Annotated in this window: 19 protein-coding genes, 1 tRNA gene and 1 pseudogene; 6 read left to right on the top strand and 15 right to left on the bottom strand. The window is 62.9% G+C overall.

The window, feature by feature from the left end; genetic code table 11:
* Window positions 1-18: 18 nt before the first annotated feature.
* Window positions 19-741 carry a hypothetical protein gene (locus tag H9L14_RS04180; protein WP_246444440.1) on the bottom strand — a complete coding sequence of 241 codons (723 nt, stop codon included), beginning with the start codon at window positions 739-741 and terminating at the stop codon, window positions 19-21.
* A gap of 92 nt (window positions 742-833) precedes the next feature.
* Between H9L14_RS04180 and H9L14_RS04185 the strand changes: the two genes are divergently transcribed.
* From H9L14_RS04185 to H9L14_RS04190, 3 genes are all read left to right on the top strand, one after another.
* Window positions 834-908 (top strand) — tRNA-Val (locus H9L14_RS04185).
* Window positions 909-1,041: 133 nt separating this feature from the next.
* On the top strand, window positions 1,042-1,233 hold the full coding sequence (locus H9L14_RS14960; RefSeq protein ID WP_222949914.1) for a DUF2267 domain-containing protein: 192 nt from the start codon (window positions 1,042-1,044) through the stop codon (window positions 1,231-1,233).
* Window positions 1,234-1,271: 38 nt separating this feature from the next.
* On the top strand, window positions 1,272-1,517 hold the full coding sequence (locus tag H9L14_RS04190) for a DUF2267 domain-containing protein (protein WP_246444443.1): 246 nt from the start codon (window positions 1,272-1,274) through the stop codon (window positions 1,515-1,517).
* On the opposite strand, the gene H9L14_RS04195 is transcribed toward H9L14_RS04190, so the two are convergent.
* From H9L14_RS04195 to H9L14_RS04230, 8 genes are all read right to left on the bottom strand, one after another.
* Window positions 1,510-2,274 carry a carboxylesterase family protein gene (locus H9L14_RS04195; RefSeq protein WP_187709346.1) on the bottom strand — a complete coding sequence of 255 codons (765 nt, stop codon included), beginning with the start codon at window positions 2,272-2,274 and terminating at the stop codon, window positions 1,510-1,512. The genes H9L14_RS04190 and H9L14_RS04195 overlap by 8 nt on opposite strands.
* A gap of 62 nt (window positions 2,275-2,336) precedes the next feature.
* Entirely contained in the window at window positions 2,337-3,863 is a 1,527-nt protein-coding gene (locus H9L14_RS04200) for a TadA family conjugal transfer-associated ATPase (protein ID WP_187709347.1), read from the bottom strand.
* Between the two features lie 110 nt (window positions 3,864-3,973).
* Window positions 3,974-4,234, bottom strand: a complete 261-nt coding sequence (locus tag H9L14_RS04205; protein WP_187709348.1) for an ATP synthase F1 subunit epsilon — start codon at window positions 4,232-4,234, stop codon at window positions 3,974-3,976.
* Window positions 4,234-4,419 carry an eL24 family ribosomal protein gene (locus H9L14_RS04210; RefSeq protein WP_187709349.1) on the bottom strand — a complete coding sequence of 62 codons (186 nt, stop codon included), beginning with the start codon at window positions 4,417-4,419 and terminating at the stop codon, window positions 4,234-4,236. The genes H9L14_RS04205 and H9L14_RS04210 overlap by 1 nt, the downstream gene beginning before the upstream one ends.
* Window positions 4,420-4,425: 6 nt before the next feature.
* A complete protein-coding gene (gene atpD / locus H9L14_RS04215) occupies window positions 4,426-5,955 on the bottom strand; it encodes a F0F1 ATP synthase subunit beta (protein WP_187709350.1) in 1,530 nt (509 codons plus the stop codon).
* 27 nt (window positions 5,956-5,982) lie between these two features.
* Window positions 5,983-6,870, bottom strand: a complete 888-nt coding sequence (locus H9L14_RS04220; RefSeq protein WP_187709351.1) for a F0F1 ATP synthase subunit gamma — start codon at window positions 6,868-6,870, stop codon at window positions 5,983-5,985.
* Between the two features lies 1 nt (window position 6,871).
* Entirely contained in the window at window positions 6,872-8,401 is a 1,530-nt protein-coding gene (atpA, locus tag H9L14_RS04225; protein WP_187709352.1) for a F0F1 ATP synthase subunit alpha, read from the bottom strand.
* A 2-nt stretch (window positions 8,402-8,403) separates the two neighbouring features.
* On the bottom strand, window positions 8,404-8,958 hold the full coding sequence (locus tag H9L14_RS04230) for a F0F1 ATP synthase subunit delta (RefSeq protein ID WP_187709353.1): 555 nt from the start codon (window positions 8,956-8,958) through the stop codon (window positions 8,404-8,406).
* A 196-nt stretch (window positions 8,959-9,154) separates the two neighbouring features.
* Between H9L14_RS04230 and H9L14_RS04235 the strand changes: the two genes are divergently transcribed.
* Complete coding sequence (locus H9L14_RS04235; protein WP_343070224.1) at window positions 9,155-9,637, top strand: DUF1203 domain-containing protein; 483 nt, start codon at window positions 9,155-9,157, stop codon at window positions 9,635-9,637.
* Here the strand turns inward: H9L14_RS04235 and H9L14_RS04240 are convergent.
* Entirely contained in the window at window positions 9,620-10,444 is an 825-nt protein-coding gene (locus H9L14_RS04240) for an endonuclease/exonuclease/phosphatase family protein (protein WP_222949915.1), read from the bottom strand. The genes H9L14_RS04235 and H9L14_RS04240 overlap by 18 nt on opposite strands.
* An 86-nt stretch (window positions 10,445-10,530) precedes the next feature.
* Here H9L14_RS04240 and H9L14_RS04245 point away from each other — a divergent pair, with 86 nt between their 5' ends.
* Window positions 10,531-11,577: a bifunctional transcriptional activator/DNA repair enzyme AdaA gene (locus H9L14_RS04245; RefSeq protein ID WP_187709355.1), complete on the top strand. Its 1,047-nt coding sequence runs from the start codon at window positions 10,531-10,533 to the stop codon at window positions 11,575-11,577.
* 5 nt (window positions 11,578-11,582) lie between these two features.
* On the opposite strand, the gene H9L14_RS04250 is transcribed toward H9L14_RS04245, so the two are convergent.
* The 3 genes and pseudogenes from H9L14_RS04250 to H9L14_RS04260 all read right to left on the bottom strand — a co-directional run bounded on the left by H9L14_RS04250 (window position 11,583) and on the right by H9L14_RS04260 (window position 15,320).
* Entirely contained in the window at window positions 11,583-12,122 is a 540-nt protein-coding gene (locus H9L14_RS04250) for a tetratricopeptide repeat protein (RefSeq protein WP_187709356.1), read from the bottom strand.
* Window positions 12,123-12,420: 298 nt separating this feature from the next.
* Entirely contained in the window at window positions 12,421-13,107 is a 687-nt protein-coding gene (locus H9L14_RS04255; RefSeq protein WP_187709357.1) for a hypothetical protein, read from the bottom strand.
* A gap of 51 nt (window positions 13,108-13,158) precedes the next feature.
* A pseudogene (locus tag H9L14_RS04260) lies at window positions 13,159-15,320 on the bottom strand (primosomal protein N').
* Window positions 15,321-15,377: 57 nt separating this feature from the next.
* On the opposite strand from H9L14_RS04260, the gene H9L14_RS04265 reads away from it, so the two are divergent.
* Window positions 15,378-15,680 (top strand): antibiotic biosynthesis monooxygenase, encoded by a 303-nt coding sequence (locus H9L14_RS04265; protein ID WP_187709358.1) that lies wholly within the window; start codon window positions 15,378-15,380, stop codon window positions 15,678-15,680.
* 3 nt (window positions 15,681-15,683) lie between these two features.
* Here the strand turns inward: H9L14_RS04265 and purC are convergent, their stop codons facing one another.
* Window positions 15,684-16,463, bottom strand: coding sequence for a phosphoribosylaminoimidazolesuccinocarboxamide synthase (gene purC / locus H9L14_RS04270; protein ID WP_187709359.1), 780 nt, complete (start codon window positions 16,461-16,463; stop codon window positions 15,684-15,686).
* An 85-nt stretch (window positions 16,464-16,548) separates the two neighbouring features.
* Window positions 16,549-18,573, bottom strand: a complete 2,025-nt coding sequence (locus H9L14_RS04275) for a S9 family peptidase (RefSeq protein ID WP_187709360.1) — start codon at window positions 18,571-18,573, stop codon at window positions 16,549-16,551.
* Between the last annotated feature and the right edge of the window lie 132 nt (window positions 18,574-18,705).

Consider the following 18,705-nt stretch of genomic DNA (forward strand, 5'->3'; position numbering starts at 1 on the left):
AGATGTGCTCGGCCGCCTTTAAGCGGCTTTCGCCTCATTCAGGGTAATCCAGGTAGCGGTCGCCGCAGCGACTAGCTGACCGTCCTTGTCGTGCAGCGCGCTTCCCACGCGGTGCTTCCTGCCCTCGCTGTCGATTGGCCAGCCAGTCACGATGAGCGGTTCGCCCGCGTGGACGGCTCGATGAAGCACCGCCGACATCCGTCCCAGCAGAGCCAGGCCCGCCTTGTCCTCGGTCGCAAAGTAACCCGGGCAGTCGAGCGCGGCCCAGAGGAACTCCGGCCGGACCAGTCCGTCTTCGCCGGTCACCGAATCGTCGGGCGTCCAGGTCGCTGCGACACGATTGGCGTGATCGTGGAGCGCGCCCGGGAATATTCGCATGCCGTCGCCGGCTTCACGATCCGGCCCGCAGACGAAGCAGCCCGGGAAGATATGATGCGAATGGCCCGAGAAGCGCGGCTCGGCATCCTGCGCTTCCGTGAGGGTCGGCGGTGGCGGGACGTCTATTTCGACGGGCCCCTTCGCGGCGGTCACCACTATTTGGTCATCTTGCAGGAGGGAGGCCGAGATGCCGTCAGTCTCGAGCGTTAGATCACGGTCCAGGGGAGGCGGCGCCTTCAACGTTACAGTGCAATTGGAGCCACCAAGGGCAGCCGCCACGAGACCCGCCACGTAACCGCCGTTTCCGGTCTTCGGCGGACCCCGGAACCGTCTTTCGATGCGAACCGTGCCCATGGCGGTCATCTCTCATCTCGGCGCTCGCCGCGCAACTGCAAGACACTGTTCGCGAAGGGTTGCGCGGTCCGCCGCCGCTCTCTACATGCCCGCTCCAGAGTGGGCGTGTAGCTCAGTGGTAGAGCACTGTGTTGACATCGCAGGGGTCGCAAGTTCAATCCTTGCCACGCCCACCATTTTTCCCTTCAACACCGTTTTCTGACCGCGCCCCAATGCGCGTCTGAAATGCGTCGGGTTGCGGAACGCGCCGTTGCGCCTGAACGTTCGCAATTCGGCGTATCTCACCAACCGTGTGGAAGGAGAGGGGCCATGAGCGCGAACGGCCTCGAAGTCTTCGATAAGACACTGGATATCACGCACGTCTGGCTGAAGGAGATCATGGCGGATCTTGGGCCGGATAAGCAGGTCGCCTGGAAGGTGCTCTCAACCGTCCTTCACAAGCTGCGCGACCGGCTTTCGATCAACCTTGCGGCCCATCTGGGGCCCAGCTGCCGCTGCTGATCCGCGGTGTCTATTACGACCAGTTCGAGCCGGCGAAGATGCCGGCGGTGTGCCGCACCCGCGAGGAGTTCGTGGACGAGGTCGCGGAGTGGCTCAGCGACACTCGACCGGTCGATCCCGAAAAGGCGGTCAACGCGGTCTTCCGGACGTTATCCAGGCATATCTCGCAAGGTCAGGTCGACCACGTGAAACAGGCGCTGCCGAAAGGGCTGAGACAGATGTGGGATGAGGCCGAAGCGATCGTCGTCGAAGCGACCGTCCTCGAGGTGACGCCGGTTATTTAGCGGGCTTGGCCGGTAACGGCTTCCGCTGCTCCAGCAGCCACATCCAAAGCGCCGGGTCGTTGTAGGCGGGCACCCATGACCAGTGATCGGTGTTGGGATAGATGGTCAGGCGAGGCGCTGCTCCGCACTTCTTGAGAGCGTCCACCATTTCAAAGTCCCCGCGCGTGTCGACGGCGTCGTCATGGTCGCCGTGAAATGCCCAGACAGGGACCTCCTTCGCATTGCAGGCCTTCTTGGGGTCTCCGAAGGCTGCCACGGGCGCCAGAGCGGCAAAATGCTCGGGATGGGTTGTGCCCCATTCCCAGGTCGCGATTCCGCCCAAGCTGAGGCCGGTCAGGTAGACCCGCGAAGGATCGACCCTGAGGGTTTTCATCGCATGATCGAGGATCGCTTCGAGCGGCGGAACCGGCCAATATTCACCAATCGTGTCCGACTGTTCGGGTAGCTGCGGCGAAATGACGATGAAGGGGAAGGCAGGGTTCTTCTCCACGAGCATGGGCGGTCCGTGCTTCTTGACGACATTGATGTCGGTCCCGCGCTCGCCCGATCCGTGCAGGAAGATGACCAGCGGCCAGCGGTCCGCTCCGCTCTCATTGTAGCCCTTGGGAATGAACAGCAGGTAGGGGAAGCCGCCTTCTGCGACGGGAGCCTGCACGGTTTGCCCTTCGACGGCCGGCGGCTGGGCAGGTGTCTTTTTCGCATCGACGGCCGAAGGCAGGCTCAATGCAGCCAGAGCAACGGCGACCCAGAAACGCATGCGGCGGCTCCTTCATCAAGAACCGCCGCAGCGTTGCACAGCAATAAGCGAAAGACGATGCCTTAGAGGCAGGCCTCGAGGTACGGTTGGTCGAAGCCGAACTGCTTGGCCTTCTCGAGCGTGTACGGACGTAGGCCCATCGAGCGATATTCGCCTAGGATCTTTCCGTCCGCTGTCTCGTCCAGATACTCGAACTTAAACAGTTCCTGGGTGACGATGACCTCGCCCTCCATGCCGATCACCTCGGTAACGTTGGTCGTGCGGCGTGAACCGTCGCGAAGGCGCTTCACCTGCACGATCAGGTCGACGGAATCCGCGATCTGCCGCGAAATCGCTTCCTTCGGGATCTTGATGTCGCCCATCATGACCATGTTTTCCATACGAGCCAGGCATTCGCGCGGGCTGTTGGAGTGAAGCGTGGCCATCGAGCCGTCGTGACCCGTGTTCATTGCCGCCAGAAGGTCGAAACACTCCTGGCCGCGAATCTCGCCGAGGATGATGCGGTCAGGACGCATACGCAGGGCGTTAATGACGAGGTCGCGAATCGTGATGGCGCCCTGCCCCTCGAGGTTCGGTGGACGTGTCTCAAGCGGAAGCCAGTGCGGCTGCTGAAGACGAAGCTCGGCCGCGTCTTCGATCGTGATCACGCGTTCGCCCGGGTCGATCATCTTCGACAGGGCGTTGAGCATCGTCGTTTTACCGGAACCGGTACCGCCGGAAATGATCACGTTCATCCGCGCTGCGCCAGCGATCTTCAGCACCGTCGCCATCTTCTCGGACATGGAGCCGAAGCCCTTCATCATGTCGAGCGTGATCGGCTTTTCGGAGAACTTACGAATTGAAATGGCGGTGCCGCGAAGCGAAAGCGGCGGAATAATCACGTTGACGCGGCTGCCGTCCTGAAGGCGAGCGTCGGCGAGCGGCGTCGTCTGGTCCACGCGGCGGCCGACCTTGTTCACGATGCGCTGGGCGATCTGGAACAGATGCTCTTCGTCACGGAACTGGATCTGCGCCAGTTCGAGCTTGCCCTTGCGTTCGACGAAGCACTGCTCGGGACCGTTGACCATGATGTCGCTGATGGCCGGGTCGGCCAGGAGCTCCTCGAGCGGGCCGAGGCCGAGCAGTTCGTCGACGAGGACCTTCTCGAGAGCGAACTGCTCGCGGCGGTTGAGGTTGATCTTCAGCTCGGTGAGCACTTCGCTGATGATCGGGCGGAATTCTTCGGCGAGCTCGTCCTTGCTGAGCGTGGCGGCGGCTTCGGGGTCGACGCGCTCGAGCAGGCGCGGAAGAACCTGCTCCTTGATTCGGTGGACGGAGGCTTCGAAGCCCTCAGACCTGCTGCTTGCTGCGTCTCCGCTGGCGTTCTGGCGGCTGTTCAGGCGGTCCATCGCCGCGGTGCCGGCTTCGTTCGGCTCCTGAAGGCCGCCGTCAAGACTGGCGGTCAGGTCGCTGACGGGCGGGAATTGTTCGGCCTCATCCGGGACGGATGGCGCTGCCGCCGCTCCACCGGAGGATTTCATCGGTTTGGCGACACCAAATTGTGGACGACCGTTGCCGCCCGCGCCGCCACGTTTGCCGAATGCGTTCATTCTACCCGTTTCCTGCGGTTCCGCCGAAATCAGGTTTGGTGAATAGGACTCAAACTTTTAGAAAAAGCTAACCGCGTTTAGCTTGTCCGCTTCCGAAGCGGGTCGCGCAATCAGGCGCCTGCACTCTCCGCGAGCACCGTAAGGCCACGCTCGCTGACCTCTGCGAAGCCTCCGGTCACAGCGATCTTCTCCGGCTGGGCGCCCTGAGAGCGATAGACTGACAGGTCGCCGTCACGCAGGGTCGTCATGTAGGGCGCGTGACCAGCAAGAATGCCGGAATCGCCCTCGGTGCCCGGAACGACGACCATGTAGACGTCGTCCGACATGACCAACCTGTCAGGCGTCACGAGTTCGAACTTCAGATCGGCCATTACTTCTTACCCTCAATCGCGGCGTCGAACGCGCCTGCGGCAGCTTCGAACTTGTCGCGGCAGCCCGTGTTGCAGAAGCCGACGACCTTGCCCTTGTAGAGCGTCAGGCTGTCGGAGCTGACCGGCTTCCCCGACCAGGGACACACGTCATTCACGCAATCCTCGAGGCGAAGTTGGTCAGCCAATTCCCCTTAGGCCTCCTGAGCGAGCTTCTCGGCCTTGGCGACCGCCTCGTCGATGCCGCCGACCATGTAGAACGCGGCTTCCGGCAGGTGATCGTACTCGCCGTTCACGACCGCCTTGAACGAGCGGACCGTGTCTTCGACCTGCACGAACTTGCCCGGGATGTTGGTGAACACCTCGGCGACGTGGAACGGCTGCGACAGGAAGCGCTGGATCTTGCGGGCGCGGCTGACGACCAGCTTATCCTCTTCGGAAAGTTCGTCCATGCCGAGGATCGCGATGATGTCCTGCAGCGACTTGTACTTCTGCAGCGTCTCCTGGACCGCACGAGCAACCTCGTAGTGCTCCTGGCCTACGACGGCCGGGGTCAGAACACGGCTGACGGAGTCGAGCGGATCGACGGCCGGGTAGATGCCCAGTTCCGAAATCGCGCGCGACAGCGTCGTGGTGGCGTCAAGGTGGGCGAAGGAGGTGGCCGGCGCCGGGTCGGTCAAGTCGTCGGCCGGAACGTAAATGGCCTGCACCGAAGTGATCGAGCCCTTATTGGTCGACGTGATGCGCTCCTGGAGGGTGCCCATGTCGGTTGCAAGGGTCGGCTGATAACCCACGGCCGAAGGAATACGGCCTAGAAGCGCCGACACTTCCGAACCGGCCTGCGTGAAGCGGAAGATGTTGTCGACGAAGAACAGGACGTCCTGGCCTTCCTGGTCGCGGAAATATTCGGCCTGCGTCAGACCCGATAGAGCGACGCGAGCGCGGGCTCCCGGCGGCTCGTTCATCTGGCCGAACACGAGCGCGACCTTCGATCCTTCAGGCGTCGGGTTGCCATCGGCGTCCTTGGCGATGACGCCCGCGTCGAGGAACTCGTGATAGAGGTCGTTACCTTCGCGGGTGCGCTCGCCGACGCCGGCAAACACGGATACGCCGCCGTGGCCCTTGGCGATGTTGTTGATCAGTTCCTGGATGAGCACGGTCTTGCCGACGCCCGCGCCGCCGAACAGGCCGATCTTGCCGCCCTTCGCGTACGGAGCGAGCAGGTCGATGACCTTGATGCCGGTGACCAGGATGGCAGCTTCGGTCGACTGATCGACGAATGCCGGAGCATCGGCGTGGATCGAGGCGGTCATGTCGCTGCCGATCGGGCCGCGCTCGTCGATCGGCTCGCCGATGACGTTCATGATACGGCCGAGCGTCTTCGGGCCGACGGGAACGCGGATCTGCGAACCGGTCGCCTTGACGGTCTGGCCGCGGGTCAGGCCGTCGGTGGAGTCCATGGCGATCGTGCGAACGACGTTCTCGCCGAGGTGCTGAGCAACCTCGAGGACGAGGCGGTTGCCGCCATTGTCGGTCTCAAGCGCGGCGAGGATCGGCGGAAGCTCACCCTCGAACGCGACGTCGACGACGGCGCCGATCACCTGCGCGACGCGGCCGACGAGGTTGCCGGTCTGCTGCTCGGCAGCTGCACCGGAGCCGGACGCGGGCGCGTCGGCCTTCTTGGCTCGGCTGCGGGGCTTGGTCTCGGGAGCGGCGGTTGCCATGTCTGTCTTCCTTGGCTTCGTGTTCGGTTAGAGCGCTTCTGCGCCGGAGATGATTTCGACGAGCTCGGTCGTGATCGCGGCTTGGCGCTGACGATTGTACTGAATCGACAGGCGGTTGATCATGTCGCCGGCATTGCGGGTCGCATTGTCCATCGCGGTCATCTGCGAGCCGTAGAAACCGGCCTGGTTCTCGAGCAATGCTCGATAGATTTGGATCGCGATATTGCGCGGCAGCAGGTCGGCGAGGATCTCTTCCTCGTCCGGCTCATACTCGACCGCAGCAAGCGACGCCGTGCCAGTGCCTGCGTCGTTGGCGGCGGGCACTGCGACCGGGATGATCTGGTCGACCGTCGGCTCCTGAACGAGCGTCGAGCGGAAATTCGCGTAGGCGAGGTGCACCACGTCGATTCCGTCGGTCGTATAGCGGTCGATCAGGTCTTTCGCGATCGCCTGTGCGTCCGCATAGGTCGGGGCCTTCATTCCGCTCGTATCGTACTGGGCGATGATGCCCTTCGGATAAAAGCGCTGGATGACCGGACGGCCCTTGCGGCCAACGATGTAGAAGAAGACCGTCTTGCCTTGGGCGGCTAGCTCGTCGGCCTTGCGGCGAGCAGCGCGGACGACGTTGCTGTTGAAGGCGCCTGCCAGGCCGCGGTCGCTGGTGGCGACCACGATCAGATGCGTGTCTTCTTTGCCCGTTCCCGCGAGGAGCTTGGGACTCTGCGGGCTACGAGCGACTTTCGACGCGAGCGAGGACACAACACCGTTCATGCGGGTCGAGTAGGGACGGCCGGCCTCGGCGTTCTGCTGCGCACGGCGCAGCTTCGCCGCGGCGACCATCTTCATCGCCTTGGTGATCTTCTGCGTCGACTTCACCGAGCCGATGCGAAGCTTGAGGGCCTTTAGGCTGGCCATCTTATGCGAACGTCTTCCCGAACTCGGTCAGCGCGTCCTTGAGCTTGGCGGCGGTGTCGTCGTCGAGCGCCTTGCTGTCGCGGATCGCCTTGAGGATGTCGGCCTTCTCGTTGCGAAGGTAGCTGAGCATCGCGGCCTCGTAGCGGACGACGTCCTTGGTATCGACCTTGTCGAGGAAGCCCTGCGTGCCCGAGTAGATCGAGGCGACCTGCTCTTCGACCGGCATCGGTGCATATTGTGGCTGCTTCAGCAGCTCGGTCAGGCGGGCGCCGCGAGCGAGAAGCTTCTGCGTCGAGGCGTCGAGGTCCGAGCCGAACTGAGCGAAGGCGGCCATCTCGCGGTACTGCGCGAGCTCCAGCTTGATCGAGCCGGCGACCTTCTTCATCGCCTTGGTCTGCGCGGCCGAGCCGACGCGGCTGACTGAAAGACCGACGTTAATCGCCGGACGGATGCCTTGGTAGAACAGGTCCGTCTCGAGGAAGATCTGGCCGTCGGTGATCGAGATGACGTTGGTCGGAATGTAGGCCGACACGTCGCCTGCCTGCGTCTCGATGATCGGCAGAGCGGTCAGCGAGCCACCGCCGTTGTCGTCATTCATCTTCGCTGCACGCTCGAGCAGGCGGCTGTGGAGATAGAAGACGTCGCCCGGATAGGCTTCGCGGCCCGGCGGGCGGCGGAGCAGGAGCGACATCTGGCGGTAAGCAACCGCCTGCTTGGAAAGGTCGTCGTAAACGATCACGGCATGCATGCCGTTGTCGCGGAAATATTCGCCCATTGCGGCGCCGGTGTAGGGCGCAAGGAACTGCAGCGGAGCAGGCTCGGACGCGGTCGCCGCGACGACGATGGAATATTCCATCGCGCCATTCTCTTCGAGCGCGCGGACGATCTGCGCGACGGTCGAACGCTTCTGACCGATCGCAACGTAGATGCAGTAGAGCTTCTCGCTCTCCTTGCCCGACTTGTTGATTTCCTTCTGGTTGATGAAGGTGTCGAGCGCGACGGCGGTCTTGCCGGTCTGGCGATCGCCGATGATCAGCTCGCGCTGGCCGCGGCCGATCGGAACCAGGGCGTCGAGCGCCTTGAGGCCGGTTTGCACAGGCTCGTGAACCGACTTCCTCGGAATGATGCCCGGAGCCTTCATTTCAACGCGGCGGCGCTCCGCGCCTTCGATCGGGCCCTTGCCGTCGATCGGGTTGCCGAGAGCGTCGACGACGCGGCCAAGCAGGCCCTTGCCGATCGGAACGTCGACGATGGTGCCGGTGCGCTTGGCGGTCGAACCTTCGCGAATGGTGGAGTCCGAACCGAAGATGACGACGCCGACGTTGTCGGCTTCGAGGTTGAGCGCCATGCCTTTGATGCCGCCGTCAAACTCGACCATCTCGCCGGCCTGGACGTTGTCGAGGCCGTGGATGCGGGCGATGCCGTCGCCGACCGACAGCACGGTGCCGACTTCGGATACCTGCGCGTCGGCATCGAAATTCGCGATCTGGTCGCGGATTACGCGGGAAATTTCAGCGGCGCGGATGTCCATATTCAGCCTTTCATCGCCTCGGCGAGTCTGTTGAGTTTGGTGCGGATGGATGCGTCGATCATCTGGCTGCCCATCTTGATCACGATCCCACCCAGGATTTCAGGGTCGATGCTCGTTTCGATCGCAACGTCGCGACCGGCGCGAGCGCGAAGCTGCTGCTTCAGCGCCGAAAGTTGGTCGTCCTTGAGCGGGTGCGCAGTCACGACCTCGGCAGTGGTCTCACCGCGGTGCTCGGCAGCGAGGCGGCGGAACGCACGGATCACGTTCTGAAGCTGGTTCTTGCGACCGTTCCTGGCGAGCACGCCGAGGAAATTGGCCGTTATCGGATCGAGCGAGAGCTGCTTGGCGACTGCCGCGAACGCCTTCCCGGCCTCCGCGCGGTCGATCAGCGGGCTCGAAGTGAGCTCCGCGAAATCGCGCGAATCCACCAGCGCCTGCGCCAGAAGCCCAAGGCTCTGACCCACCGCATCAATCTGCCGTTCGTCGCGAGCCAGGTTGAACAAAGCAGACGCATAGCGCCCCGCTAAGCTAGCCTGTATGCCGCTGGATGTTTCCACCGCGCTTAAAGCTCCAGAACTGGAATTTGCCCCATGAAAAATGGGGCGCTGCCGCAGGTTAGACCCGCACGCCCCCATGAGTTGGCGCGCCACTAGCAGGGGGTCTTCCAGGATGCAAGGCGGGTGGGCGCGGTTTGAACGCAATCGGCGGGAAGCAGCGCTCTGCGCCAGGCGGTAATGGATCTCCAACAAGGAGATGATGATGACCTATCGCGTTACCGGCCTGGATCCTGCTCCCTACAAGCCGCTGTTCGGCATGAGCGATGACGAGCTCGCCGGCCGTGGGATCGTCCGCATGACGGTCAGCAGCCCGACCTTCCCGTGCCGGGTTAGCCTGACCGACCGCGAGATCGGGGAGTCAGTGCTTCTTCTCAATCATGTCAGCCACGACGTCGACAATCCCTACCGCGCCGCCCACGCCATCTTTGTCACGGAAGGCGAAGAAGAAGCGGCTGAATATATCGACCAGATCCCGCCCGTCTTCGAAAAGCGAATCCTCTCACTCCGCGCATTCGACGACAATGGAATGATGGTCGATGCCGCGCTTGCCCAGCCGGGCGAGGCCGATGGCGTTATCCGCCGCCTGTTCGACAACAAAGCCGTCGATCACATTGACGCGCACAACGCGACCCGCGGCTGCTTCTCAGCCCGGATCGAGCGCTCAACGGCAGCTGCTTAGGTCGGCCACGACCGGGAAATGGTCGGATGCCGGCCGGCCGCCTTCGTAATGCCAGGCGAGCACCGCGTAGCGTTCGATATTAAGCTGCGGACTGACGAATACGAAATCGATCCGGCTGCTTTCCTTCGGAAGCGTCTGGAAATCATTCCAGGTTCCTTCCGGGCCCACTGGTATCGAGCGGGTCGCGTCGTGCGCATCCCGAAGGCCGAGCGCTGAATGGGTCATTGCCTGCACGGGCGGTGTGCCCGGCTCGGTATTGAAATCGCCGGTGACGATGACTGATTCGCCAGGCGCCTTTTTCGCGGCAATCCAGCGAAGAATCTGCCGTGCTCCTTCGAGGCGCGCTACTTTCCCCTCATTGTCCAGATGCGTGTTGACCGCGACGAAGCGCTTCCCGTCGCTGCGCCGGACGAGATGCGCCCAAGTCGCGGTACGGCTGTAAGCTGAGTCCCAACCTTTCGACGGCTTGTCCGGTGTCTCTGAGAGCCAGAAGGTGCCGCTCGACTTAAGCTGAAAGACGGTACGATCGAAGGCGACATTGGAAGACTCGCCCATAGGACCGCTTTCACGAGGCAGCCCGAGAAAGGAGTAATCGGGAAAGGCATGTTCGAGGTCGGCCTGCTGCCCCCGCACCACTTCCTGCAGCCCCAAGATAGCCGGCTTCATCATCTTGATTTGTCCGATGAACTGGTCGCGGCGGGCGGACCAGCGGTTGATCCCGTCGGATTCGAGATCGAGGCGAGTGTTGTAGGTCATCACCCGCAGCGGAGGGCAGGTTTTTGCTGCAGGCGCAGCACCGATCGTCATGGCGCCAACCGCCGCGATCACTATCTTCCTAGTTTGAAAGCAAGCCATGGGAAGCAGGACCTAGACCGCCTCGCTATGCTACGTCCATGTTGATGAAAACCATAGATGCAGATGCGGCCTGGGCGGCCTTCGAGCGCCGCGACCGCAGCTGGGATGGCCGAGTAATCGGAGCAGTCCGGACGACCGGCATCTACTGCAAGCCGAGCTGCCCAGCGCGGCGCCCGAAACGCGAGCATGTCGAGTTCTTCCTTGACGCCGCTGGAGCGCGGGCAGCCGGCTATCGGTCCTGCATGCGCTGCAAGCCGGACGAGGTGGGTCGCGAGGCTCTTGCGGTTACCAAGGCGGTGAAGCTGATCGAGCAGGCGGAAGAGGCGATCAGCCTTTCCGACCTTGCCGAAGCCGTCGGCTATGCGCCTCACCATTTCCAGCGCGTCTTTACGCGCGCCCTCGGTGTCTCTCCAGCCGGATACTGGCGGGGACTTCGCGCAAAGCGCGCCGCCGAGGCTCTTGAGGAGAGTGATCAGGTGACTGAAGCAATCTACGAGGCCGGCTATTCCGGTCCGAGCCGTTTCTACGCGGACGCCAAGGAGCGTCTCGGAATGACTCCTTCGGCATGGCGCGATGGCGGCCGTGGCGAAACCATCCATTGGACGGTCGTCGACAGTGCGCTTGGGCCGCTGCTGGTGGCAAAGACGCCGAAGGGCATTTGCCGCCTAACTTTCGAGGAAGACGAGAGTGCGCTGCGCCGGAACTTCCCGAACGCCAATCTCGTGGCGGACGATGGATCGATGGCCGACCTGATCGAAGGTGTTTTGACCGCCATCGATCATCCGCAATCGGCTCCCGAGCTTCCGATCGATGTGCGTGGGACGGCATTCCAGGAGGCCGTCTGGCGCGAGCTCCGCAAGATTCCGCTCGGCCAGACCCGCAGCTACGCCGATATCGCGAGAGCGGTCGGTCAGCCGGGCGCAATGCGCGCGGTCGGGACTGCCAACGGCTCGAACCCGGTCGCCGTGCTCGTTCCCTGCCATCGCGTAATTCGCTCGGACGGCTCGCTTGGCGGCTATGCCGGCGGCCTGGACCGCAAGCGTAAGCTTCTGAAGGCCGAGGGCGCCGACCCGCTGCTGATCTGAGGACGCTAACGCTTCGCCTTCTGTCGCTTTCTCTCGTCTTCCTCGAGCATGACGAGGGCGCCCTTTCCGTCGCCCGCCTTGATCTTCTCCATGATCTCGAGGTTACGGCGTTTTTCCCTCGGGAAATGTGGACTGAAGGCTATGGGGGCAAACAGGTCCTTCGCGTCGGCCGCGTCGGTATCGCGGAGTAGTTGCCGGACCGCTGTCAGGCGGAGATCGTCATCTTGGGGAACTAGGTCGACCGCGAACAGCAGCCCGTCGATGGCCTGTGCGGGCGGGGGCACGCCTTCCTCTACAAAGCTCTGGTAATAGTACATGAGCGGCTCCGGCGAGTTGAGGTCCAGCCGGTTGGCCTTCGAGAAATGGCTGCGGATTGCGGTCCAATTCGCCGACTTCGGATTTTTCTTTGCCAGCTCCAGCCCGGCGCGGCCCTTGTAGATCAGCGCCTTGAAGGACTTCGGATTCAAGGCCAGGGCCTGGTCGGCGGCAACCGATGCTTCTTCGTATTTTCTTGCCTGGAATTCAGCCTGCGCGAGAGTTTCCATTACGATCGCACTGCGGGGGAATTTCTCCGCTGCCGATCTTGCTCCCCGAGCACCATGCGAGCCGCAGCCGAATCCTCCATCTGCGCCTCCAGCTTCATGCGCACCGGAAGAATTTCCTGCTCGTCATCCCGAAGAGTCCGCACCTCAACGGGGCCGACCTTGATCATCGAAGCAGGGATGATGCGGGTCGGCAGGGTGTCTCGACCGCGATAAGTGTTGAGCTCCTTCTCGAGCTTCTTGAGATCCCCAAGCGACTGTTTCGCGGCATCAAGGGCCGGAACGCCCTTCTGGATCAGGTCTACATACTTGGTCGTTTGCCCGCGCCGCGACGGCTCGAACGCCAGATAATGGGCGAGCAGCCAGCCGCTGCTGTACTGGGAAATCCATTCCTCGTCGGTAGTCTGATTATAGATGCCCCGAGCATGTCCGGCAGCGACATTCCGCGAAGGAGGCGCAGCCACGCGCCGCGGTAATGCGGCGGCTCGCCGAATTCCACCGAGCCATCCGGAAGCAGTTCGGCCGGAGCGAAGAACTCCGCATAGCCTTCGACCATCCACGTCGGATAGGCGGCTGTTGCGTCCTGAAGCATCAGGTGATGCAGATATTCGTGGAAGAAGACGGTCCTGCCGTCGAGATCCCAGCGATCCCGCTTCGGTTCGCTGTTGGCGAAGGAAACGGGCCCAGACGCGCGGCCGAAGTAGACGCCCGCGATGCCGCCGATCCCGGTAACGTTCGAGACTTCCTGCGAATCCCGCAGCGTGTAGAGCGTAAGGCGGCTGGTTGAGGTGGGCGGCGGGTCCTTCATCTGGCGCACGGCCCGAACGGCGCTGTCGAAGCGCTCCAGCTCCGTCGCATAGGCGCGCAAAGCATCCGGCTTCTGCTTGGAATAGATTATGAAGTGGTTGGTTCTGGCCTCGTTCCACTGGGCCAGTGCTTGCGACGGCGCGAGTGCGAGCGCCGTCAACGCTGCAAGCCTTAGAAACATTTGTGATTCCCTCAATCAACAAGGGGAAATTAGCGCAGCGAAAACAGCTGTCTAGAGGAAGCTGTAGGGGTCGACGTCGACGCTCACGCGGACCTTCGGGCTCCATTCGATTTTGGCCAGCCAGTCGCGGATGACGTCCTGCACGTCGAGACTTCGGGCGGCGTGAACGAGAAGGCGTTGGCGGTGCCGGCCGCGAAGCATCGCGAGGGGGCGGGGGCAGGACCGAAGACCGCCATTCCATCCACCTTGGGTGCGGCATTTCCGATGCGACGGGCGACGGAATCCGCTTGCGAGGAATCCTCTGCGGACACGACGATCGCGGCCAGTCGCCCGAACGGCGGCATCGCGGCGTCGCGGCGGGCTTCGGTTTCAGCGGCGTAGAAGCCGGGCGCATCTCCGGAAACGAGCGCCGCAATGACCGGAGCTTCCGGATCGTGCGTCTGCACCAACACCCGGCCCGGCTTGTCGCCGCGGCCGGCCCGGCCCGCGACCTGCTGGATCTGCTGAAAGCTGCGCTCTGCTGCGCGGAGGTCGCCGCCGGCAAGGCCGAGGTCGGCATCGACGACGCCGACCAGGGTCAGGTTGGGGAAGTGATAGCCCTTGGTGACGAGCTGGGTGCCGATCACGATATCGATCGCTCCGGCTTCCATCTGGGCGACGAATTCCGCGGCGCGTGCCGGGGACCAGATGGTGTCGGACGTGACGATTGCGGTCCGCGCATCCGGGAAGAGCGCCGCCACCTCATCGGCAATTCGCTCGACGCCGGGACCGCAGGCAACGAGGCTGTCCTCCTCGCCGCACTCCGGGCAGACCTTGGGCGGCGGCATGACGTGCCCGCAGTGATGACAGGCAAGCCGGGCCATCAGCCGATGCTCAACCATCCACGCGGTGCAGTTCGGGCATTGGAAGCGATGGCCGCAATGGCGGCAGAGGGTCAGCGGAGCAAAGCCGCGTCGATTGAGGAAGAGCAGCGACTGTTCGCCTCGTTCCAGATTGGCTTTCAGTTCAGCCACCAGGCTTGGCGCCAGCCACCGCCCGCGTAGCGGCGGATCTTCCGTCAGATTGATTGCCCGGATTTCCGGCATGCTCGCACCGGCAAATCGCCGGCTGAGCGTCACCTCGCGATAGCGGCCGATTTCGACCATGTGCCGCGTCTCGATCGCTGGCGTGGCGGAGGAAAGGATGACCGGAACGTCCTCGAACTTCCCGCGCATCACCGCGACGTCGCGCGCGTGGTACGGGACGCCTTCCTCCTGCTTGAAGCTGGGTTCGTGCGCCTCGTCGACGACGATCAGGCCGAGCTTCGCGTAAGGCAGGAATAGCGACGAGCGAGCGCCGACGGTAACCTTGGCCTCGCCGCTGACGATCGCACGCCAGGCGCGGCGGCGTTGCGACGAGCGAAGGTCCGAATGCCAGGCCACCGGCTCACAGCCGAAGCGGCTGGTGAAGCGCTTCAGGAACGGCTCGGTCAGCGCGATTTCAGGAAGCAGGACGAGCGCCTGTTTCCCTTGCCTAAGACATTCGGCGATCGCTTCGAAATAGACTTCTGTCTTGCCCGACCCGGTTACGCCATCGAGCAGGACCGGATCGAAGCCCTTGCCGATGGCGAACGAAAGACTTGCCGCCGCCTCGACTTGTTCCTCGTTGAGCTCGGGCGGCGCGAATTCCGGATCGGGGACGGGCAGGGGCCGGTCGGCCTCGACCGCGACTGATTCCAACGCGCCGGCATTCACTAGTCCGCGCATCACTGCATCGCTGACTTCGGCATGGTCGGCGAGCTCGCGGACGGTGCCCTGGCGACCTTCGATTGCGGCCAGGGCCTTAAGCCGTTGCGGCGTCATTCGGTCGGGCTGAAAGCCGGTCGGGCGGTACTCCGTCAGCTGTCGAGGGCCCTCGAGCGCACTTGACGAAGGAAGGATCATGCGGAGCACCGACGCGAGCGGCGAGAGATAGTAATCCGCCGTCCACTCCGCGAGCCGCCGCAGCGGGGTAGCGATCGGCGGGACATCCAAGGTTCCGATGATCGGCCGGAGTCGATTGTCACCTACCTCTTCAGTCGGTAGCCGCTCCGGCTCCCAGGCGACGCCCAGAAGTTGCCGCGGCCCGAGCGGCGCGACCAGAACCGTCCCTGGCTCGACGTGCATGTCGTCGGGCACTCGATAGTCGAGCGGCCCGAGCGCTGCATTGAGGGTAACGACACGGGCGCGGTTCATCGGCTAAGGGGACTTCGGGGTTGCGGGACGAGGACCTCTAACAAGAGGACTAGTCCGATGATTGCAAGACGCTGGCACGGGCGGGTGCCCGGTTCGAAGGCCGGAGAATATCTCCGGCTGATGAACGATGTAGGCTTGGCCGATTACCGATCAACCGAAGGGAACCGCGGGGCGTGGTGCCTGCACCGCCGCGCGGGCGATGTCGTCCATGTCGAGATGTTCACCCTGTGGGACGATCTCGGGGCGATCCACCGCTTTGCCGGGGACGACATTGCGAAGGCGAAATTTTACGACTTCGACCCCGACTTCCTCCTCGAACTGGAGCCCGAGGTTACGCACTTTCAGGTGATCGAAGGCTGAAGCCTACTTGCCCCGCTTCTTGCGGTGCTGGTCGAAATCGAGGACCGACGTCTCGTCGTCGGCCGGCAGCAGGCCGAGGCGGCGCGCGACTTCCTGATAGGCTTCCTCGACGCCGCCGAGATCCTGGCGGAAGCGGTCCTTGTCGAGCTTCTCGTTCGACTTGACGTCCCACAGTCGGCAGCCGTCCGGGCTGATCTCGTCAGCGAGGATGATGCGGGCATAGTCGCCGTCCCACACCCGGCCAAATTCCAGCTTGAAATCGACCAGGCGGATGCCGATCGCGGCGAACATGCCGCTGAGGAAGTCGTTCACGCGGATCGCCATGTCAGCGATGTCGTTCATCTCTTCCTGGCTGGCCCAGCCGAAGCAGGCGATATGCTCTTCGGAGATCATTGGATCGCCGAGCGCATCGTCCTTGTAATAATATTCGATAATCGTCCGCGGGAGCTGCGTGCCCTCCTCAATGCCGAGGCGCTTCGTCAGCGACCCCGCAGCGACATTGCGGATGACGACCTCGATCGGGACGATCTCGACCTGGCGAATGAGCTGCTCGCGCATGTTCACTCGGCGGATGAAGTGCGTCGGAACTCCGATCGTCTGCAGCGCGAGGAAGATGTGCTCTGAAATGCGGTTGTTGAGAACGCCCTTGCCGCTGATCGTCCCTCGCTTCTGCGCGTTGAACGCGGTCGCGTCGTCCTTGAAGTACTGGATGAGCGTGCCGGGCTCGGGACCCTCGTAAAGGATCTTTGCCTTGCCTTCATAGATCTGGCGGCGCCGGGCCATTGCTGTCGCTTTACTCCACCCCCGGGGATCGGGGAGGGGCGGCTATAGGCGAGCCGTCCCCCTCCCGCAATCAAGCAGAGTTGCGTTACTTGCTGGCTAACGACTGATCGAGCGTGTTCACATACTTGCTTCCGTTGAGCACTTGGATGGTGGAGCCTTTCAACCCATCTCCGATGGGCTCTGCGCGGCCTCCCAAGCATGGCTGGAGGAAGTTTTCGGCGACCGCATTGAACGCGATGTTGTTGGCTGGTCGGGCAAAGCCGTGGCCCTCGTCAGGGAAGAGGACGTAGGTAACGGGAATGTTCTTCGCCTTCATGGCGTCCACGATCTGGTCGGACTCCCGCTTGTTCACGCGAGGATCGTTCGCGCCCTGGCCAATCAGGAGCGGCTTCTTGATCCGGTCCGTATAGGTCAACGGAGACACTTCCTTCAGGAGCGCTCGACCTGCTTCGGTCGTCGGATCACCCATCCGCTGATAGAATTGCTGCTTGAAGGCTTCCCAATAGGGCGGAATGGTCTCGAGCAGCGTGAACAGGTTCGACGGCCCGACGATATCGACGCCGCACGCGAACTTGTCCGGAGTGAAGGTCAGGCCTGCAAGGGTCGCATAGCCTCCATAGCTCCCGCCCATGATCGCGACCTTGTCGGGCGTGGTGACGCCATTCGCGACCGCCCAATCGACGCTGTCGATCAAGTCGTCGTGCATCTTCTTGCCCCATTGCAGGTTCCCGGCCGCCAGGAACTCCTTACCGAAGCCGGTGGAGGCCCGGTAATTGACGGAGAGGACGGCATAGCCGCGGTTGGCGAGCCACTGGTGGTAGGGATTGTAGCCGAACTCGTCCCTCGCCCAAGGTCCGCCGTGGACGAACAACACCATCGGAGCGGCGCGATCCGGCTTGCCGTCGCGATTGGCGTCGGCGCTGGCCGGAAGCGTCAAGTAGCTCGGCAGGGTCAGCCCGTCGCGAGCCTTGATCTCGACTGGCCACATCGGGACGAGCGGAGCGCCGACGAGCTCGGGACGGCCGGTGTACAGTTTGGTCAGGGTCCCGGCCTTGCGGTCGAACAGATAGACAGCGGAAGGCTCGACGACCTTGTCCGCGCTGACGATCCACTTATCGTCCGCGTCGGTCCTCGCCTGGACGTTCGGCGAAGCGCCCAGCTTGTACTTCAGCCATTCGAGCGTGGCGCCGATGTCCTTGTCCAGCGCGCTCCATTCCGGCTTCAGATATTCCGCCTGATAAGCCTCGACCTGAAGGGTCTTCGGATTCGTAAGCGTGCCGCTGATGTCGGCCTTCGGACTTTCGCCGATAACCTTCGTTTCTCCGCTCGCGACATCCTGAGCGATAAGGGCCGCCGTGTTCCTGCCGCGGCTGTCGATCCAGTAGAGCGTCTTGTTGTCGGCGGTGAATCCGGCGGGATTTGTCGTCAGCGCGTCTTCGAGGCCAACGGTCGCGAACGGCTTGGTTTCGATCTTCCCGTTGGAGATTCGGTAATAGTCCATGCCGCCGTCGTCGCGGGACTTCAATGCCATCCTCAAATGAAGGTCGTTATCGGCAAGGAAGCCGCCGTAGCCGGTGTTGCGCTGCACGAGCGTGAGCTTGCCGGTCTTGAGGTTCAGGCTGTGAACGTCGTGCCATTTGGGATCGCGGTTGTTCAGGCCGACGAGGATCCGGTCCTTATGCCGGCTCGAGATGCCAACGACTTCCGCGCGAGTCTTCTTAAACGGCGTGAGGGTGGTCTGCTTTGCGGTCGCGACATCCACTCCATAGAGCAGGAAGTTCTCGTCGCCGCCCTTGTCCTGGATGAACAGAATCTGTTTCGAATCCGGGGTCCAGAAATATGAGCGGATTGGGCGCTCACGCTCGTTCGTGAGCGGCTTGGCGGCATCGATATTGTCGACAGGTGCTACCCAGATATTGAGGACGCCGTCGCGCGGAGCGGTGAAGCTCAGCCATTTTCCGTCGGGAGAGATGCGGCCGTAGGCCTTGACCGGATTTCCGAAGAGCTTGGTCCGCTCTATCAGCGGCGGGTCGGAAGGCTCGGCTGCAATGAGCGTCGATGAAGTGACGAACGCTGACGCAAGAAACGTTACTCGGATCGCTGTTCGCATGAATGCCCCCTCAGATTGATGGGGCGAATTCTGCACTCAAGATCTTGGGGAGGCGAGTCTTTCTTAATCTGAATTAAACACAGTGAGGAACGCGGCGCGTGCTAGTCCGCGTTCCTCACCATTGCATCACGC

This window comes from Sphingomonas sediminicola (assembly GCF_014489515.1).
In the GTDB taxonomy this organism is placed as follows: domain Bacteria; phylum Pseudomonadota; class Alphaproteobacteria; order Sphingomonadales; family Sphingomonadaceae; genus Sphingomicrobium; species Sphingomicrobium sediminicola.

What these genes read in the sequence shown, in the direction of transcription:
- H9L14_RS04180 (WP_246444440.1), bottom strand. Translation starts at nt 741, where the DNA reads ATGACCGCCATGGGCACGGTTCGCATCGAAAGACGGTTCCGGGGTCCG.
- H9L14_RS14960 (WP_222949914.1), top strand. Translation starts at nt 1,042, where the DNA reads ATGAGCGCGAACGGCCTCGAAGTCTTCGATAAGACACTGGATATCACG.
- H9L14_RS04190 (WP_246444443.1), top strand. Translation starts at nt 1,272, where the DNA reads ATGCCGGCGGTGTGCCGCACCCGCGAGGAGTTCGTGGACGAGGTCGCG.
- H9L14_RS04195 (WP_187709346.1), bottom strand. Translation starts at nt 2,274, where the DNA reads ATGCGTTTCTGGGTCGCCGTTGCTCTGGCTGCATTGAGCCTGCCTTCG.
- H9L14_RS04200 (WP_187709347.1), bottom strand. Translation starts at nt 3,863, where the DNA reads ATGAACGCATTCGGCAAACGTGGCGGCGCGGGCGGCAACGGTCGTCCA.
- H9L14_RS04205 (WP_187709348.1), bottom strand. Translation starts at nt 4,234, where the DNA reads ATGGCCGATCTGAAGTTCGAACTCGTGACGCCTGACAGGTTGGTCATG.
- atpD (WP_187709350.1), bottom strand. Translation starts at nt 5,955, where the DNA reads ATGGCAACCGCCGCTCCCGAGACCAAGCCCCGCAGCCGAGCCAAGAAG.
- H9L14_RS04220 (WP_187709351.1), bottom strand. Translation starts at nt 6,870, where the DNA reads ATGGCCAGCCTAAAGGCCCTCAAGCTTCGCATCGGCTCGGTGAAGTCG.
- atpA (WP_187709352.1), bottom strand. Translation starts at nt 8,401, where the DNA reads ATGGACATCCGCGCCGCTGAAATTTCCCGCGTAATCCGCGACCAGATC.
- H9L14_RS04235 (WP_343070224.1), top strand. Translation starts at nt 9,155, where the DNA reads ATGATGATGACCTATCGCGTTACCGGCCTGGATCCTGCTCCCTACAAG.
- H9L14_RS04240 (WP_222949915.1), bottom strand. Translation starts at nt 10,444, where the DNA reads ATGACGATCGGTGCTGCGCCTGCAGCAAAAACCTGCCCTCCGCTGCGG.
- H9L14_RS04245 (WP_187709355.1), top strand. Translation starts at nt 10,531, where the DNA reads ATGTTGATGAAAACCATAGATGCAGATGCGGCCTGGGCGGCCTTCGAG.
- H9L14_RS04250 (WP_187709356.1), bottom strand. Translation starts at nt 12,122, where the DNA reads ATGGAAACTCTCGCGCAGGCTGAATTCCAGGCAAGAAAATACGAAGAA.
- H9L14_RS04255 (WP_187709357.1), bottom strand. Translation starts at nt 13,107, where the DNA reads ATGTTTCTAAGGCTTGCAGCGTTGACGGCGCTCGCACTCGCGCCGTCG.
- H9L14_RS04265 (WP_187709358.1), top strand. Translation starts at nt 15,378, where the DNA reads ATGATTGCAAGACGCTGGCACGGGCGGGTGCCCGGTTCGAAGGCCGGA.
- purC (WP_187709359.1), bottom strand. Translation starts at nt 16,463, where the DNA reads ATGGCCCGGCGCCGCCAGATCTATGAAGGCAAGGCAAAGATCCTTTAC.
- H9L14_RS04275 (WP_187709360.1), bottom strand. Translation starts at nt 18,573, where the DNA reads ATGCGAACAGCGATCCGAGTAACGTTTCTTGCGTCAGCGTTCGTCACT.